Consider the following 16926-nt stretch of genomic DNA (forward strand, 5'->3'; position numbering starts at 1 on the left):
TCGGTCCCCGGGCGTCACCCTTTCTCGCTGTCGGTGGGAACCTGCCACGCTCAGACCGGGTCTCACTCACCGGAGGTGCAACATCATGTCCCTTTTCCGTACGGCCGCAGCGACGTCCCTGGTCCTGGGGTTTCTGACAGCCTGCACATCGCACGAGGCCGCGAATCCCGGCATCTCCGTGCCCCCCTCGCCCAGCGTCTCTCCGTCGGCCGCCGCCCCGGGAACCTCATCGATCCCCTCGCCGGACAACTCGGTCGCCACCGGAGCGCCCCCGGGGGCGAAGAAGCCCAGTGGCATCCCCAAGACCCCCACGGACGTCATCGCCAGCCCCGGCTGGACCGACGGCCTCGTCACCCGCGGCGGCAGCGGCCCCTGCTACGGCTTCGCCGACTGGGACGGCAAGCCGTTCGCGGTTTACTCGCCCCTCGGCACGGAGCTGAAGAAGGGCGACCACATCCGGGCCCGTTTCGTCCCCAACAAGCTGCGCATCGACTGCGGCGAGGGGACGCAGGTCGTCATGGAGGCCTTCGAGCGCGTGAAGTGACCGGGGCATCACGCCATAGCCGGCTGCCCGTACCCTGTTCCGCATGAGTTCGCAGGTGGACGAGTCGTGCGTCCTGACGGAGGGTCCCTGGACCCACCGTTTCGTCGGCGCCAACGGCAGCCGGTTCCACGTCGTCGAGGCCGGCACCGGGCCGCTCGTGCTGCTGCTGCACGGCTTCCCGGAGTTCTGGTGGGCGTGGCACGACATGCTGCCCCGGATCGCCGACGCGGGCTTCCGGGCGGTCGCGATCGACCTCCGCGGCTACGGCGCCAGCGACAAGCCACCCCGCGGATACGACGGCTACACCATGGCCGCCGACGTCACCGGCCTGATCCGCGCCCTCGGCGAACGTTCCGCGATGATCGTCGGAACGGGCGCGGGCGGCATGATCGGCTGGACGGCGGCGGCCTTCCACCCCAAGATGGTGAGCCGCCTCGTCGTCCTGGGGGCGGCGCACCCCCTGCGCCTGCGCGCGGCCCTCTTCGCCGACCCTCGAGGCCAGATCGCGGCCACGGCCCCGACGCTGAAGTTCCAGGTCCCCCGCTACGAACACGTCCTCACCAAGGACGACGCCGCGGTCGTCGGCGAGCTCATCGAGCGGTGGAGCGGTCCGACATGGACACAGACCCCGGAATACGCCGAGTACGCAGCCCGCTGCCGTGAGGCACTGCAGATCCCCCAGGCGTCGTTCTGCGCCCTGGAGGCGTACCGCTGGGTGTTCCGCTCGGCGTTGCGCCTGCAGGGATACCGCTTCGTCAAGCTGATGCAGAAACCCCTGACCACCCCGACCCTCCAGATGCACGGGGCGCTGGACACGGCGGTATTACCGCGGACGGCCCAGGGCTCGGGACGATACGTGATCGCACCGTACGAATGGCGGCTCATCGAGGACGCGGGCCACTTCCTCCACCAGGAGGCGCCCGACGTGGTGACCGGTGAGATCCTGCGCTGGCTGAAGGCGTCCTAGACCCGGTGCTCGTAGAGGTCGCTCACCTCATGGGCCGGCGCCCACCCCTGGTAGACCCCGAAGTCGAACTCCTCCAGCCCGAGTGACCGCGCCACGGGAGCCCGGCCGCCGGTGTACTCCACGCGCAGCCAGTTGTCGGCCTCGGCGAGCACGATGAACGGCTCACCCCGCCAGGAGCAGGTCGTGCGGACGTACACGAGGTCGCTGAACTCCCCGGGCCGCAGCACCCGGACATAGCGCCCCGGCTGCACCTCCTCGAAGCCGTCGGCGGCCTCGGGAGCGTAGATCCGCACGTTCTCACCGTCGGGCGCGGCGTCGTACTCGCGCCCGTGCCAGGTCACGACGTACCCGTCACGCATCGCCTACCCCTTGGTTGTCACTCTGCGACCCGGCGCCAGACCGGGGCATCGCAGTCGAAGACGGCGAGCAGGCGCTCCTGCCCCTCGGCGTCCAGGTGCCACAACTGAGCCCCGTGCGGCAGCCGGACACTGTCCACCTTGAACTCGGCGATGACGTCCTTGCCCTCGCCCGGCGCAAACCCGTTACCCCGGAACGGCGGCCGCTCGATCACCCAGCCGTCCATGGCGCGCAGCGCCTGCTCACTCTGCCCGCCGTACGGAATGCGGTAAAGACTGGGCCGGAAAGCCGGCCACCGGAGCACAAAGGCCTCCTTGGCATCGGCCTGATAAGGCGACCCGTCGTAGAGCAACCCGAGAGCCGCGAACAACTCCCCGGGACTGCGCAGATGCTCGACCTCAGCAGCACGGTGCACGAACCCGGCCACCCGGTCGTAACCGCGCTCCAGGTAATAGTCGACCTGCTCGGCCGCAACCGTCTTCTGCATCGTGGTCGGTCGCGCCTCGGCCTCACCGGAACGCTCCGGCACCGCGGCGGCGTCGCTGACCTCCTCGACCGGATCCCCGCCGAGCCCGGCCTCGAGCGCCCAGTTGGCCAACGCGATGACCTGGGGTCCCGGATACTTCGCCCCGACCGCGGTCCCCGGATTCACGGCGAACGACCAGGCCGGATCGGGCCAGTTCCGAATCAACTCGACGAACCGAACCGCCACGGTACGCGCCGGCTCGGCGTAGTGATCGCTCAACCGATCCCGGCTCGTGAAGACGACCAGGAACCGCTCCCCGTCCATCTCCTCGGTCCGGGAAGCAAACCCGGACTCCCCCGGCGAACTCCCCGGCCGCGAATTGTCCGCGACCGGCACGAGAACGGTGGCGAGAAGCAGCGTGGAAAGGAAGGCATCGGTGCTGTGATCGAGCGTCGCGTGGTAGAGATTCCGCTCGACCTCATTCGCGGGAATGAAGTCATCCTCGTCCGCCACGTACGGCGGCGGGGCGATGCGGCCCGCATGCCCGGTGGCGGGCGCCGCCGCCTGCGGCGCGGGACCCGCGTGAGGCATCGCTCCCGCGGCCGGACCGACGTCACCCGGCACCCGCTCGATGGGGGCGCGGGACACTGTCGGCGGGGCCTCGAAGCGCTGGGTCTCGGCCACGCTCCCCGGCGTCTCCCGGTTCCCTCCGGTCGGCCGCGTGGGCAGCCCGCTCGCCGACGAGACACCGGGAATCGTGGGGCGCGTTGCCGGTTCCGGAACGCTCGTACGGTTGGCACCGCCCGCACCCGGAATCACCGGCGGAGCGATGCTGGCCCGGGGCGGGCTGGAGGGCGGACGCGATCCCGTGTCGGCGGCCGGCCCTTCGGTCGGGCTGGCACCGGCCTCACCCTTCGCTGCCAGGGCCTGAGCGGCCGCGGCCATGCTGGGAGGACGCTCCGCGGGCGAAGCCACCTGCCGGCGCGGGAGGCCGCCCGGGCCGGCGGTGTCGCCTGCCTGTTGGCCGGTGTCGCCCTGGTTCGCGGCCTTGGCTTCTGGACCTGCTGTCGCGCTTTGGCCGACGGCCGTTGCGCCCTGACCTGCTTCCTGGGCCTGACTTGCGGCTGCTGCGCCTTGGGCCGCCGAGCCTTGACCCGAGGCTGCTGCGCCTTCTCCCGCCGGACTCTGGCCTGCGGCTGCCGGCCCTTGACCCGCCGGGCTCTCACCTGCGGCTGCCGCCCCTTGACCCGCCGGGCTCTCACCTGCGGCTGCCGCCCCTTGACCCGCCGGGCTCTGGCCTGCGGCTGCCGCCCCTTGACCCGCCGGGCTCTCACCTGCGGCCGCCGCGGTGTCGTCCGCCGCCGGACTCTGGCCTGCGGCTGTCGCGCCTTGGCCGGCGGCCGTTGTGGCCTGCTTGTCGGGACTTACCGCCGCGCCGCCGGCCGTCTCGCGCTGCGCGAGGTGGCTGGGAAGGGGCGGAGTCTGCGCCATCGGCGTGCGGGTCGGGAGGGGCCCGTCGGGTCGCTGCAGAGGGGGCAGACTGCCACCCTCCTGGGCGGCGCCGCCGGCGGGAGTGTCTGCGTTACCCGGGCGGGCGGGAGCACCGGCCCGGCTGCCGAGTGCGTCGAGCGCACTCGCACCGCTCGATGGAGCAGCCATGCCGGACCTGCTCGCCAGCGCATCCAGCGCGCTTCCCGGAGGAACCGCGGATCCGGAACCCGGGCCACGGCCCCCGGACGCCGCCGAGGCCGGGGGAACGCTGGGCGGACTGGAGGAAGCGGGTACGTCGGGCCCCGGCCGGTCCTGCCCCGAGCCGGGCGTGAAGCCACTGAACGAGGAAGAGCTGCCCGGCCCACCCAGCCCCGGCGGCGTGGCCGGAACGCGAGACGGCAGCCCGCTGGGGAGGACAGCGCCCGGCGTACGCACCGGAAGCCCGCCCGGACCGGTCGGCGGTGCATCGGCGGCCTGGCCGGATGATGCAGGATTCGGGCCGCCGTAGGTTCCGGCGCCGCTTGCCGCCACCGCGCCTTGACCTGCGGAAACTCCCGGTTCGCGGCCACCGGCGGCTTCACCCTGGTCGTATCCGGCGGCAGGTTCGCCCGGCCCGTATCCAGCGGCAGCTCGGCCCTGGCCATATCCGGCGGCTGCGCTGCCGGGTCCGAATCCGGCGGCTGCGGCGCCGGGTCCGTATCCGGCGGCTGCACTGCCGGGTCCGTATCCGGCGGGTGCGGCGCCGGGTCCGTATCCGGCGGCTGCGGCGCCGGGCGCGTTCTCGGGGGCATCGGGGCCGCCCGGGCCGTACCCGCCGGCGTTTGATCGAGCTGCCCCGTGTTCACCGGCGCCCGGAGCGCCTGCGGCGTATGCCCCGGATTCGGCTCCGGCCGCGGTGGCCGTACCCGTCGGATCGCCCGACATCGGGCCGCCGGACGCCGGCGAGGCATAGTTCCGGGCCGCGGCCGCGTTGGCGGCCATAGCGGCCGCGTGAAGGTCCTTGATCCGGTCGGTCGCGTTGGCGCCGTCCCGGGCCGGCCCGCGCTTCGGAAGCCGCAGGTCACCACGGCTGAGCTGCGCCACGAACCAGGCCGGGAGGTAACCCTCGATGGGCAGTCCGGGATTGACCGCCAGCCACCATTCGAGGTTCGGCCAGGTCTCGGCGAGTTCCGAGTACGGCACGCGCCGCGCAGAACCGGTGTAATCAGACAAACAAGCCTGAAGTGCCGACGGAGACGTGAACGCGAGCACGTGCGTACGTCCGCCCGTGCTCCACGTGCCCCACCCCATCGGCGCGAGGCCGGCGAGGGCATCCGCGGAGACGGGCAGGAGCAGGTCGACGCCGGCGAGAATGCGGAAGTAGGACTCCTGGTCATCGGTGCGCAGGGCGTTGCGCATCGCGACTTCGGCGTCCGTAGCCGGTTCCCACTCGGTCACGTCCACCTCTCCCTTCGCGGCGAACGGGCCACCTCAACGCGTACAACCTACAAGGTCAGGCCCCGATCACAATGGGCGGCTGCGTGGATACAGCCAACCAGGCTTTCCACCTGCGCAACAGTCGCCTAAAGACACGATCCGATGACCTTAGGTAGCCGCAATTCCGGAGGAGAGGGCGGAACAGGACCAACTACCGACGCGGCTGCCGCGAGGCTTCGTGGTATCAGTCATTCGGCCCGGCATTTCCGGCACTAGCCCGTTCGGCCGCAGCTCACGCGGCCTAGCTGGCTCGGCCGCAATGCTGTCCGCCTCGGCCCGCTCGACCCCGGCGCACTCGGCCCTGGCCCGCTCAGCCCTGGCCCGCTCAGCCCCGTCCCGCTCAGCCCTGGCCCGCTCAGCCCTGGCCCGGTCGACCCCGACCCGCTCGACCCCGGCCCGCGGGCCACCGTCACGCTTGGCGCTGGCCCGCTCTGCCGCAACCTACGGGGCGCCGGCCCTTTCGTCCGGGCCCGGCCCCAGTCGTCTGCCCTGGCGTCGACCCCGGCCCGTTCCAGACGAGACCGCACGCCTCCGCCTCAACCCGTTCCGGGGCCCGCACGCCTCCGCCTCAACCCGCTCCGGGGCCCGCACGCCTCCGCCTCAACCCGCTCCGGGGCCCGCACGCCTCCGCCTCAACCCGCTCCGTGGCCCGCAAGCGTCCGCCCGACCCGTTCCGTGGCCCGCACGCCGCGGCCTCGACCCGTTCCGTAGCCGCCGGTCCTGGCCGCAAGCGACCCGCTTCGGCCGGCCCGGTTCCAGCCCAATCCGGTGCCGGCCCAGCGCTCCATCGCCACCTCCGGCGCGAGCCCGACGTGTGGCCGGTAAGGCCCCCGGAGTGGGCCGCGGACTGCGTGAGCCACGGCTGTGGCCAGCGCATCGCCCCGGACAGACACGCCCGACCCGCTCGCCCGGGAACGGCAGCGGCCGGGCACTCCCCAACGGAAGGCCCGGCCGCGCCGTGCAGATCAGCCCGCGAAGCGCTTCTCCGCGTTGCCCTCGGTGGTGGCGTAGTCCTGCGCCGCCTGGTCCACCGCGACCTTGATGTCGCGGAGGATGTTCTTGAGGTCGTTGGACGCCACGGTCCACTTCTGCTGACGCTGGGCGTACGCGTCCTGCGCCCGGCCTTCCCACGTCGCCACGAGCGGGCGCGCGTCAGCCTCGAGCTGGCTCAGCTGCGACTCGAGGTCGTTCACAGCCTTCTGGATGTCGGCGCCGGCCTGAGCCAGGGCGCCGAAGTTCACGCGGAGCAATCCGTCGTTCATGAGTGATCCTCCCCCGCCGTCAGTTCTCGAGCGGCAGGCTGTAGCCGCCGCCACCGGCCTTGGTCACCGTGCCGGCAGCCGAGCTGTCGGTGTTCTCGTAGCTGACACCCGAGGTGCGAATCGCTTCGGCGGTGTCGGCCAGGGCCTTGTTCAGGTCGGCCAGGTCCCGGTGGTACTGATTCTTGACCGTCTCGAAAGCTCGGCCGCCGGCGCCGACCCACGCGGTCTGCAGCACCGAGAGCTCGGACATGAGCTTGTTGAGCATCGAAGTCAACGTGTGGTTGACCTGATCGAACTTCGCGGCGGTCTGCGCCATCACCGCGGATTCTGCCTGCGTCTGGGCCACCCCGGACGTCACCCCGCTTTCTCTGTCGTCTGTCGTGCGCCGGGTCCTGAGGGGACAGGTCGTGCCTGGTGGACGACCGGCCGGCGCATTGACGTGGCCCCCAGGTTAGCCCCTCCCGCGAAACGGTGGGGGGCACCCCTGAGCAGCCCTTTGTTGGTTCCAGAGGCCGACCGTAACGGTACGACGCCGGTCAAGGTAACCCGGAAAGTGAACCTGTGGATATCGATGTCCGAGTTATCCACAGCCACCCCCCGCCCCGACCCGCCGCCCCCTACGATGGGTCCCCGCAAGGAAAAACGCAGGATCGGAGGGACGGCGCAGGTGACGGCAGAGGTGGCGAGCGGCCGCAGCTTCCCGGAGCTCGGCGGCGCCGGTCAGCGCCTTTCCAAGGTCCGCACACGGCGTGTCCGACATGGACGATTGTTCGGTATTCGCACTGGTCAGCTGGTCAGCACCCAAGTGGCCGCCGTGGCCTTACTGATCGGCGCCGCGAACGGACCCATAGCCCTCGGCGCGGCAGCCTTCGTGTCAGTCGTGGTGCTCGCCGTCACATGGCTCCGCCTTCGCGGCCGCTGGGCGTTCGAGTGGCTCGGCACAGCTATGCAGTATGCGGGCCGCCGGCACGTTGTCTCCGTCGAGGGCGATCCGACCGCTCTGTTGACATTTGTCGCCCCCGGCTCCCGCGTCGAGCAGACCGAGCTGGCCGGAGACCCCGCCGCGATCATCGTCGACGAGCACGGCTTCACCAGCGTCCTGGAGATCGGGGACCCCGCCGGCCTGCTCGCCGAGGACGCCGACGCCATGCCGTCTCCGGCCGGACTACTGCCGCTTGCCGGCGCCGAGCATCCCCCGTGCCGCATCCAGCTCGTCCTCACCGGGGCTCCCGCACCCTCGCTGCGCGCGGGCAGCGGCACGCCTGCCAACTCGTACCGTCAATTGACCGAAGGCCGCGTCCTCGGTCACAGCCGTGCCCACCTCGCCGTGCGTGTCCTGCGCGCCGAGGGTTGGTCCGAGGAAGACCTCCGGCGCGCGCTGTCCGGCCTGGTCCGCAAGCTGGTGCGGCGGCTGGCACCCACCCCGGCGCGCCCCCTCGGCGAGGCGGCGGCGCTGCGCGTGATCGCCGAGCTGGCACACGACGACGGCATAGGCGTCGCCCAGGAGACGTGGCCCGGGCTGCAGATCGGTGGCATGACGCAAGCCACATTCCGCCTGCAGAGGTGGCCGGACCTTCGCATCGAGACCTCGCGGCGCATCATCGCTCGCATGCTGGCGCTGCCTGCGGCCGCCACGACGGTCGCGCTCGGCGCCGGCCCACGCTCCTCCTTGGGTACGGACGCAGCTGTCGACCTGACCATCCGGCTCGCCGCCCCGGATGCCACCACACTGTCGTTCGCCACCCAGACCCTGCGCAAACTCCTCGCCGCCGAACGAGCCTCCGCCCGGCGCCTCGACGGCGAGCACCTGGACGGCCTGACCGCCACTCTGCCGCTGGGCATGCCGACGGCTCCGGCCATACCCGGCCGCCCCGGAACCGACGACAACCCGGCCGAGCAGCTGGACAACCTCGCCCTGCCTCTCGGCAACGCGGGCCTCATGATCGGCAGCAACCGCCACGGAGACCCGGTCGTGGCCCGCCTCTTCCGGCCGGAACAGACCCGCGCCCTCCTCGTCGGCGGCGTGCGCTGCGCCCAGCTCGTGTCCCTACGAGCGATGGCGCTGGGCGCGCGCGTAGTGGTTCAGACGTCCCGCCCCCAAGCCTGGGAACCCTTCGTACGCGGCGCAGCCGTCCCCGGCGAGTCGATCGCGGTGATCCCGCCGGGCCGGCCGGTGGACATCCCACCGGGCTCCGCCCTGCACCCCCTGCTCATGGTGGTGGACATCGGCCCCGTCGGCGCGGACAACCGCCCCGGCGGAGGCTGGCAGGCCACCTTGGTCGTACGCGACGACTTCAGCCCCGCGGACGCGGACGTGGCCTCCCGGGCGGACCTCCTGCTCGTCCAGCCCCTGCGCCCGGAGGAATCCCCACTCGTCGGCGCCGCCCTCGGCCTGGGCGAAACAGCCAAATGGCTCACCCAGATCCGTCCGGACATGGTCGCCGTCATCAACCGCCGCGCCGTCCGCTGGGCCGCCCTGTCCCAAACCCCGATCGAAGCCCACCTGATCGGTCCCCCGGCGCGGGACTGACCGGACCGCGCGATCTAGCGCCCTACACCGATCAGCCGGTCAGGGACCCTCAACCGAGGACGTCAGAACAGGCACGCCCACCGAGGCGTCCCACAGACCCTGCTGCCGAGCCGCCGGCCGCCTGCAGTCACTCGCCACTCCGCAGCCGTCGATTCGACGACTTTCTCGGCCGGCGGCCAACAAGATCGCGGAGTGTTGCTGCTCTTGGTGGCCCGGGCGTGGCACCATCGCCTGCCATGGGCATCATCATCCGGCTGGTGATCACCGCCGTATCGCTGTGGATCGCTACCTTGGTCATCGACGGCATCCGACTGACCACTGATTCGGCACCCGGGAAGGTCGGCACCCTCCTGGCCGTCGCCGTCATCTTCGGCATCGTCAACGCGGTGCTGCGTCCGATCATCAAGACGATCGGGTGCGGGCTGTACGTGCTCACCCTGGGCCTGATCTCACTGGTGATCAACGGGCTCCTCTTCCTCCTCACCAGCTGGATCGCGGGCCGGTTCGACCTGCCGTTCCACGTCGACGACTTCTGGCCGTCCGCCATCTTCGGCGCCCTGCTCGTCGGCATCGTCAGCTGGGTGCTCAACATGCTCGTCCCCGACGGCGGCGACGACTGACATCCCCGGCGCCGTCGACCACCCGACGACTGCCATCCCCGGCGCCGGCGACCACCCGACGACTGACATCCCCGACAACCACGGCCACTCCCGGCGACGCCACAACCGCCCAAGTGGCTCCCAGCCGCCGACTACGGGGCCGGCCCCGACACGACGGGCCGGACCCCGACACGGTCGCGACAACACCGGCCGGGTCAACGGCGGCGGCAAGCACCAGCGGCGGCCGGAGGAACGCAAGGACGCCGGACGCAACGACGCGGGACGCGGGTGCCGGAACCCCGGACCGTCTGGGTCGCCGGACCGCCGGGCACGGACGCGGGGCCGCCCGGCACGGACGCGGGACCGCTCGGCACGGACGCGGGACCGCTCGGCACGGACGCGGGACCGCCCGGCACGGACGCGGGACCGCCCGGCACGGACGCGGGACCGCCCGGCACGGACGCGGGACCGCCCGGCACGGACGCGGGGAGGCCGCCGGCCTGCCGGGCGCGTGTCACCTAGCGCCGCGACGTCGGACGCCAAACACAACGTCGCTAGGCGCCGAGGAGGGGCGCAAGGCGCGACCCGCAACAACCCCACCCGAAGCCAGAGAAACCAATCGCGTCCCCCATCACCCTCCCCTTAACTAGATCCATGCTGAAAGACCGCCGCGACGGCTTCCTCCTGACCGACGATCCCGATCTCCTAGACCGCGAGCTGGTCCACCGCTGGATCTCCACCGACACCTACTGGGCCGCAGGCCGCGATCGCGACGCCATGGACCGCGCCATCGCCGGATCCGAGGTCGCAGGCATTTACCGGGAGTCTGATCAGCGCCAGGTCGCCTTCGCCCGGATCGTCACCGACGGCGTCGTCTTCGCGTACCTCTGCGATGTCTACGTGGATCCGGACCTTCGCGGCCGGGGGCTCGGGCGCTGGCTCGTCGCGGCCGTCCGCGACGACCTCGCCGCTCGGGGGTTGAAGCGCTTCCTCCTCGTCACCCAGACCGCTCAAGGCGTGTACCGGCCGCTCGGCTTCGCCCCTGTCGATCCCACCCGGTGGATGCTCTGCGAACTCGAAACCCCGCGAAGCGAACTCGAAACCCCGCGAAGCGAGCTCGAGACCCGGTGAAGCGAGCTCGAAACCCCGTGAGCTTCGACATATGCAAGGACCGCACCCCATACCGCCCCTTACGGTAGCGGTATGGCTGACGAACGCCGCGGGTATCTGTACGGCTTGACCGCGTACGTGTGCTGGGGTTTCTTCCCGGTCTACTTCAAGCTGCTCAAGCCCGCCGGCCCGGTCGAGATCCTCGCCCACCGCGTGATCTGGTCGGTCGTCTTCGTCAGCCTTCTGCTCGCCGCCCTGCGCAACTGGCGGTTCGTCGGCCGCGTGGTCCGGAACCGGCGCCTGCTCGGCGGCGTGACGATCGCCGCGCTGCTCATCGGGGTCAACTGGGCGACCTACATCTACGGGGTCAACTCCGATCGGGTCGTGGAGACCGCGCTGGGGTACTTCATCACGCCGCTGGTCGTCGTCCTTCTCGGCGTCACCGTGCTGCGGGAGCGGCTGCGGATGTGGCAGTGGATCGCTGTGGGGGTCGGTGCCGTGGCTGTGGCCGTGCTGACCATCGACTACGGGCATCTGCCGTACATCGCTTTGCTGCTGGCCGCGAGCTTCGGGGCGTACAGCTTGGTGAAGAAGCGGTTGTCGTTGCCACCCGCCGAGGGGTTGTTCGTCGAGTCGTTCGTGCTGGCGGTTCCCGCGCTGGTTTACCTGGCGTGGCTGAACGGGGATGCCGCGTTCGGGCACGTCTCCGCCCGGCACACCGTACTGATGGTCCTGTCCGGCGTCGCCACGGCCGTACCGTTGCTGCTCTTCGCCGGGGCCGCCAACCGGGTGCCGCTGGTCGGTCTCGGCATCCTTCAGTACGTCGCGCCGATCCTGCAGTTGGGTTTCGGGGTTCTGCTCTTCCACGAGCCGATGCCGATCGCGCGCCTCGCCGGGTTCGCGCTGGTCTGGATCGCTCTCGTGATCTTCACGGTCGACGGGTTGCGGAGCCGGAGAGGTCAGAGGACGGCGGCCGACCCCGCGGCCGCCACCGCGGAGCCGGCCACCGCCCTACCGCCACGCTGACGGTCCCACGGAGGAGACGGACCATCAGGGGACGTCGTAGGCCAGCAGCGTCCGGCCGTCGTTGCGGACCAGCGCCAGCCGGGAGAGCGCGCCGGCCGTGAAGTGCGTGACCCCCGACATGCTGAACTCCTTGCCCGGCGATGCGGTCCAGGATCCGAGCTGCTCGGTCTCCTGGTCCGGTCCGTACGCCATCAGCCGGATCGTGTAGGGCTCGGACCCGGCGTTCCCCCGGTTGTACGAACACAGAAGGTTGACCTTCGTCCCGCCCGGCGCACCCGTGAGGTTGATCTGTGCGGAAACCGGGACCTGCTCGTTGGCCGGCGTCATCGCCACCGTGGGGCCCGGCACGGTCGGGTCGGGGGCGCTCCGGCCGGTCCAGAAGACGGCGCCGATGCCGGCCACCAGGGCCAGACAGGCCGCCGCGAGTGCCCCGCCGAGCACCCGCCACCGCACGCGCTTGCGTTCCTGGCGGCGGGTGGTCTGGGCGGCCGAGACGAGGTCCGGCATGCTGGCCCGGCGGCGCGGCGCGGGTACGGGCGGGAAGTCGGGTTCCAGCAGCCGTTCGAAGTCCGCCGGGTCGAGGCGGCCGAGCAGCCCCGGCAGGACCGCGATGTCGGCCACCGCTTCCCGGCAGAACGAGCAGGTGGCGAGGTGACGTTCGTAGGCGGCGCGTTCCGACGGGGACAGGGCGCCGAGGACGTACGCGCCGTCGTCGTGCTCATGGTCGCATCTCATCCTGTCACCCCCATCTCGTTCAGAACCATGCGCAGCGAGCGCAGGGCATAGTGCGTCCGCGATTTGACCGTGCCGGGCGGTACGCCCAACCGGGCGGCCGCCTCGGCCACCGAGCGCCCCTGGTAGAAGCACTCGACCAGCACCTCGCGATGGCTCTGGGACAGCCGCCCCAGGGCCTCGGACACCGTCCAGGCCTCCACCGCTCGGTCCGCCTCGTCCGCGCTGGGCGGAGGCTCGGGAATCATGTCCGTGACCACCTCGCCGACCCGTACCGACCGGCGTCGCCAGGCATCGATGGCCAGGTTGCGCGCGGTGGTGAACAGCCATGACCGCACCGTGCCCCGCTCGGGGTCCAGCGCTTCGGGATACCGCCAGGCCCGCAGCAGGGTCTCCTGCACGAGGTCCTCGGCGCGTTGCCGGTCACCCCCGGAGAGGCGTACGGCGTGCGCGAACAGGGCGTCCCCGTGCTCGTCCTGCAGAGCGCGCAGCAGCTCGGCGTCGTGATTCTCCAAGGCTGCCGACCTCCCTCGCGCGTTCCACCCTGTCTTACGGGCGCGAGGGGTCCACGGGTTCAACAGGTCATTGAACGAGCAAGTTCATTCAGGCGGTCGCCGCGTCGCCGGTGGACAACGCCTCGGCGACGCTGCGGGCGGCCGCGGTCAGCTTGGCGCGGACGACCCGGGCCGAGGTGAGCATCTCCGCGGCGGGCAGCGCGCAGGCGAGGACCAGCCGGCGTTCCATGTCCCGGTCCGCGATGACGTTGACCGCGGCGCAGGCGAGCCCCTGGCGGAACTGGCCCATCTCGAGCTGCATCCCCCGCCGTTCGCCGGCGGCCAGGTCGGCCTCGAGCGCCTCGGCGGTGGTCAGCGTCGCCGGGGTGAAGGCCCGCATGCCCCAGTCGCGCAGGTACCGGGCCCGCTGGTCGGGGGTCAGCGTCGCCAGCAGCGCCTTGCCCAGCGCGGTGGCGTGGCTGCCCTCGTCGAAGCCGGGGGCCATGTCGTCCATGAACGGCGAGCGGGCGCCCTCGGCGCTGGCGGTCACCGCGATCCGGCCGCCGACGAACCGGCCCAGGTAGTGGCTGTAGCCGGTGTCGATCGCCGCCCGTCGCAGCGCCTCACCGACCGACGGCGGGCCGCGGAACGCGGACACCAGCTCGCGGTACCGGTCCGCGATCTCGAGGCCCACGATGTACGTGCCGTCTTCTCGCCGGATCACGTATCCCTCGTACGCCAGGGTGCGGACGAGGTGATATGTCGTGGCAACGGTCAGCTCGCATCGCCGAGCGATCTGTTTCACGGTGAGTCCGCGCGGGGCCCGACCTACCGACTCGAGCACACGCAGGGCGCGTGACACGCTCCGGATGAGATCTGACGGCTCCGCCAGGGGGTCGCGCACAGCTACCTCCGACGCCGGGGACTTACACCATATGAATAATCTTCCCTCGACGGAATGCCTGGAGCGTGTCGACCATGACCAATCTCTACGCGACGTGTGGCTCTTGACACTCAGGGTCGAAGAACACCGACAGGGCGCGTGCACGATTTGCAGGCAGCGCAAGGCCGCGAGCAGCGCAGAAGCCCCCGCGGTGCATTGTGGAGCGGTGTCGGGGCGGGGTCAGCTGGTGCGGTCGGCGATGAAGTCGCAGAGCGACTCCATGGCGCGACGCGGCGATCCGTCCGGCAGAGGAGCGAGCTGAGCCCGCGCTTCCTCCGCGTAGGTGCGGACGGTCTCCCGCGCACGCTTCATCGCCCGGGACTCCCGCAGCAGCGCCAGCGCCTCGGCGTGCGGGCCGTCCTCGACGAGCGGGCCGGACGCGAGCAGCTCGCGCAGGCGCACCGCGGACGCGTCCGTGTCGTCTCCCGCCAGCGCGTAGAGCACCGGCAGGGTCGGCACACCCTCACGCAGGTCGGTGCCCGGGGTCTTGCCGGACTGCACAGACTCCGAGGCGATGTCGAGCAGGTCGTCGGAGAGCTGGAAGGCGATGCCGATCGTCTCGCCGTACCCGGCGAGGGCCTCGACGTGCTCGGGTGACGCACCGGAGAAGAGGCCGCCGAAGCGCCCGGACGTCGCCATGAGCGACGCGGTTTTCTCGGTGATCACGTGCAGGTAGTGCTCGATGGAGTCGCTGCCGCGCGGCCCCACGGTCTCGGCGATCTGGCCGTGCACGAGCCGCGAGAAGGTCTGCGCCTGCAGGCGGACGGCTTCCGGGCCGAGCGTCGCCGCGATGTCCGCGGCGCGGGCGAAGAGGTAGTCGCCGACCAGGATGGCCACGGAGTTGCCCCAGCGCGCGTTGGCGCTGGGTGCGCTCCGGCGCACGGCGGCCTCGTCCATCACGTCGTCGTGGTAGAGCGTCGCCAGGTGGGTCAGCTCGACGACCAGGGCGGCCGGCACGATCTCCGGCCGGGTCAGGTCACCGAACTGCGCCCCGAGCGCCACGAGAAGCGGCCGGAACCGCTTGCCACCCGCGTCCATGAGGTGCCGTGCGGCCTCGGCGACCAGGGGGTCGGCGCTGGCCACGTTGCTGCGCAGCGCGTCCTCCACCACGGCGAGCGTCGCCGACACCGATGCATCGACCGCGGGGTCGATGTCGAGGCCGAGCGACGTCAGCGCGCTGTCAGCAGTCACGGGTTTCACGATGCCATACGGGTTTTTCCGCGACCGCTCCAGGGGTGTGAAGATCAAAATCATCCGATGGTACGGACACAGCCGAGGTGGAGTGGCCCGCGGCGTCGCTGATTGCCTGGTCAAGCCCACGACGCGGCCGCCGGGCGGAACTGCCGGGAAAGCAGGCAGCCCCGGCGGAACGCCGGGGCTGCTCACGCATTGACGGTTATCTGACGAATTGCGCGGCGTCGTTGGTCAGGTCCAGCAGCGGAGCCGGCACCACGCCGAGCGCGAAGGTCGCGATGACGCCGATCGACAGGGCCGCCGCGGTGTAGAACCCCGGGATCGACACCGTCGGGGTGGTCTCGCCCGGCTCCGACAGCCACATCAGCACGATCACCCGCAGGTACGGGAACGCCAGCAGCATGCTGGTGATCACACCGAACACGACCAGCCAGGTCTGCCCGCCCTCGATGGCCGCACCGAAGACCGCGAACTTGCTCGTGAAGCCGCTGGTCAGCGGAATGCCCGCAAAGGCCAGCAGGATGAAGGAGAAGACGCCGGCGAACAGCGGGCTCTTGCGGCCCAGGCCGGCCCAGCGGGACAGGTGCGTGGCCTCGCCCTCGGCGTCGCGGACCAGCGAGACGATGCCGAACGCGGCGAGCACCGAGAAGCCGTACGCGACCAGGTAGAACATCGTGCTGGACAGGCCCTCCTTGTTGAGCGCCAGGACGCCCACCAGCAGGTAGCCCGCGTTGGCGATCGACGAGTACGCCAGCAGCCGCTTCATGTCGGTCTGGGTGACCGCCAGCACCGCGCCGACGAACATCGTGAGGACGGCGATGACGCCGAGCACCGGCTGGAAGTCCCAGCCGACCCCGTCGAACGCCACGTAGAGCACCCGCAGCAGCGCACCGAACGCGGCGACCTTGGTGCAGGCCGCCATCAGCGCGGTGATCGGCGTCGGGGCGCCCTGGTAGACGTCGGGGGTCCACACGTGGAACGGCGCCGCGGCGCTCTTGAAGAGCAGGCCGATGGCGACCAGCGCCAGGCCACCGAAGAGCAGCACCTCGCTGCGGGCCGGGTCGGCCACCGCGGCGTGGATCGACGCGAGGTCCACCGCGCCGCTGAAGCCGTAGATGAGCGCCACCCCGAAGAGGAAGAAGGCCGAGGCGTACGAGCCCAGCAGGAAGTACTTCAGGGCCGCTTCCTGGCTCAGCAGGCGGCGCCGGCGGGCCAGCGCGCACAGCAGGTACAGCGGCAGCGAGAACACCTCGAGCGCCACGAACATCGTCAGCAGGTCGTTCGCCGCGACGAACAGCAGCATGCCGCCGAGCGCGAAGAGAGTCAGCGGGTAGACCTCGGTGGCCCCGGGCCGGCCGCCGGCCTGCCGCAGGTCCTTCTGCGAGCCGACGGTGATCGCGGCCTGGGAGACGAACGCCCCGCCGGCCTCGATGGACCGCTCCCCGATCAGCAGCAGCGAGACGATGCCCAGCAGCACGATCGAACCCTGGAGGAACAACGTCGGCCCGTCGACGGCGACCGCGCCGCCGATGGTGACGATCCGCTTGTCCCGAATCCAGATCAGCACGACCAGTGCGGCGACCAGCGACAGCAGCGCCAGCCCTAGCTGCACGCCGTGCCGGCGCGTCTTCGGCACCAGGGCCTCGAACAGGACACCGACGCAGGCCGCCCCGAAGAGGATCAACATCGGCGCGAGCGCCGCATAGTCGATCGCGGGCAGTTTGAGGTCTCCCAT

Annotated in this window: 15 protein-coding genes; 6 read left to right on the top strand and 9 right to left on the bottom strand. The window is 71.2% G+C overall.

The genetic code is table 11. The features are described from left to right. Window positions 1–85 precede the first annotated feature (85 nt). Both ACIBO8_RS33475 and ACIBO8_RS33480 read left to right on the top strand, forming a co-directional pair. Window positions 86–544: a hypothetical protein gene (locus tag ACIBO8_RS33475; RefSeq protein WP_396119431.1), complete on the top strand. Its 459-nt coding sequence runs from the start codon at window positions 86–88 to the stop codon at window positions 542–544. A 43-nt stretch (window positions 545–587) separates the two neighbouring features. Continuing rightward, complete coding sequence (locus ACIBO8_RS33480) at window positions 588–1511, top strand: alpha/beta fold hydrolase (RefSeq protein ID WP_396119432.1); 924 nt, start codon at window positions 588–590, stop codon at window positions 1509–1511. Here ACIBO8_RS33480 and ACIBO8_RS33485 read toward each other — a convergent pair. The 4 genes from ACIBO8_RS33485 to ACIBO8_RS33500 all read right to left on the bottom strand — a co-directional run bounded on the left by ACIBO8_RS33485 (window position 1508) and on the right by ACIBO8_RS33500 (window position 6921). Next, the gene (locus ACIBO8_RS33485) at window positions 1508–1870 is read right to left on the bottom strand and encodes a hypothetical protein (protein WP_396119433.1); all 363 of its coding nucleotides are present in this window, start codon (window positions 1868–1870) and stop codon (window positions 1508–1510) included. The genes ACIBO8_RS33480 and ACIBO8_RS33485 overlap by 4 nt on opposite strands. Before the next feature lie 17 nt (window positions 1871–1887). Beyond that, window positions 1888–5262, bottom strand: a complete 3375-nt coding sequence (locus tag ACIBO8_RS33490) for an SseB family protein (protein ID WP_396119434.1) — start codon at window positions 5260–5262, stop codon at window positions 1888–1890. 1004 nt (window positions 5263–6266) lie between these two features. Beyond that, on the bottom strand, window positions 6267–6563 hold the full coding sequence (locus ACIBO8_RS33495; protein WP_396119435.1) for a WXG100 family type VII secretion target: 297 nt from the start codon (window positions 6561–6563) through the stop codon (window positions 6267–6269). Between the two features lie 19 nt (window positions 6564–6582). Further along, window positions 6583–6921, bottom strand: a complete 339-nt coding sequence (locus ACIBO8_RS33500; protein WP_396119436.1) for a WXG100 family type VII secretion target — start codon at window positions 6919–6921, stop codon at window positions 6583–6585. A gap of 264 nt (window positions 6922–7185) precedes the next feature. On the opposite strand from ACIBO8_RS33500, the gene eccE reads away from it, so the two are divergent. The 4 genes from eccE to rarD all read left to right on the top strand — a co-directional run bounded on the left by eccE (window position 7186) and on the right by rarD (window position 11828). Then, complete coding sequence (gene eccE, locus ACIBO8_RS33505; protein ID WP_396119437.1) at window positions 7186–9093, top strand: type VII secretion protein EccE; 1908 nt, start codon at window positions 7186–7188, stop codon at window positions 9091–9093. A 236-nt stretch (window positions 9094–9329) separates the two neighbouring features. Next, entirely contained in the window at window positions 9330–9713 is a 384-nt protein-coding gene (locus tag ACIBO8_RS33510) for a phage holin family protein (protein ID WP_396119438.1), read from the top strand. A gap of 633 nt (window positions 9714–10346) precedes the next feature. Then, a complete protein-coding gene (locus ACIBO8_RS33515; protein ID WP_396119439.1) occupies window positions 10347–10823 on the top strand; it encodes a GNAT family N-acetyltransferase in 477 nt (158 codons plus the stop codon). 72 nt (window positions 10824–10895) lie between these two features. Beyond that, window positions 10896–11828, top strand: coding sequence for an EamA family transporter RarD (gene rarD / locus ACIBO8_RS33520; protein ID WP_396119440.1), 933 nt, complete (start codon window positions 10896–10898; stop codon window positions 11826–11828). 24 nt (window positions 11829–11852) lie between these two features. Here the strand turns inward: rarD and ACIBO8_RS33525 are convergent, their stop codons facing one another. The 5 genes from ACIBO8_RS33525 to nuoN form a co-directional block, all read right to left on the bottom strand. After that, on the bottom strand, window positions 11853–12563 hold the full coding sequence (locus ACIBO8_RS33525; RefSeq protein ID WP_396119441.1) for an anti-sigma factor family protein: 711 nt from the start codon (window positions 12561–12563) through the stop codon (window positions 11853–11855). Beyond that, window positions 12560–13075 (bottom strand): sigma-70 family RNA polymerase sigma factor, encoded by a 516-nt coding sequence (locus ACIBO8_RS33530; protein WP_396119442.1) that lies wholly within the window; start codon window positions 13073–13075, stop codon window positions 12560–12562. The genes ACIBO8_RS33525 and ACIBO8_RS33530 overlap by 4 nt, the downstream gene beginning before the upstream one ends. Before the next feature lie 88 nt (window positions 13076–13163). Further along, window positions 13164–13958, bottom strand: a complete 795-nt coding sequence (locus ACIBO8_RS33535) for an IclR family transcriptional regulator (protein ID WP_396119443.1) — start codon at window positions 13956–13958, stop codon at window positions 13164–13166. Between the two features lie 219 nt (window positions 13959–14177). Beyond that, entirely contained in the window at window positions 14178–15170 is a 993-nt protein-coding gene (locus ACIBO8_RS33540) for a polyprenyl synthetase family protein (RefSeq protein ID WP_396119590.1), read from the bottom strand. 223 nt (window positions 15171–15393) lie between these two features. Further along, window positions 15394–16926, bottom strand: a complete 1533-nt coding sequence (nuoN, locus tag ACIBO8_RS33545; RefSeq protein WP_396119444.1) for an NADH-quinone oxidoreductase subunit NuoN — start codon at window positions 16924–16926, stop codon at window positions 15394–15396.

The sequence above is a fragment of the Actinoplanes sp. NPDC049681 genome (assembly GCF_044465265.1).
GTDB lineage: Bacteria > Actinomycetota > Actinomycetes > Mycobacteriales > Micromonosporaceae > Actinoplanes.

Excerpts from the sequence above, each read along its gene's own strand:
- ACIBO8_RS33480 (WP_396119432.1), top strand. The coding sequence starts at position 588 with ATGAGTTCGCAGGTGGACGAGTCGTGCGTCCTGACGGAGGGTCCCTGG.
- ACIBO8_RS33475 (WP_396119431.1), top strand. The coding sequence starts at position 86 with ATGTCCCTTTTCCGTACGGCCGCAGCGACGTCCCTGGTCCTGGGGTTT.
- eccE (WP_396119437.1), top strand. The coding sequence starts at position 7,186 with ATGGGTCCCCGCAAGGAAAAACGCAGGATCGGAGGGACGGCGCAGGTG.
- ACIBO8_RS33525 (WP_396119441.1), bottom strand. The coding sequence starts at position 12,563 with ATGAGATGCGACCATGAGCACGACGACGGCGCGTACGTCCTCGGCGCC.
- ACIBO8_RS33515 (WP_396119439.1), top strand. The coding sequence starts at position 10,347 with ATGCTGAAAGACCGCCGCGACGGCTTCCTCCTGACCGACGATCCCGAT.
- rarD (WP_396119440.1), top strand. The coding sequence starts at position 10,896 with ATGGCTGACGAACGCCGCGGGTATCTGTACGGCTTGACCGCGTACGTG.
- ACIBO8_RS33510 (WP_396119438.1), top strand. The coding sequence starts at position 9,330 with ATGGGCATCATCATCCGGCTGGTGATCACCGCCGTATCGCTGTGGATC.
- ACIBO8_RS33485 (WP_396119433.1), bottom strand. The coding sequence starts at position 1,870 with ATGCGTGACGGGTACGTCGTGACCTGGCACGGGCGCGAGTACGACGCC.
- nuoN (WP_396119444.1), bottom strand. The coding sequence starts at position 16,926 with ATGGGAGACCTCAAACTGCCCGCGATCGACTATGCGGCGCTCGCGCCG.
- ACIBO8_RS33495 (WP_396119435.1), bottom strand. The coding sequence starts at position 6,563 with ATGAACGACGGATTGCTCCGCGTGAACTTCGGCGCCCTGGCTCAGGCC.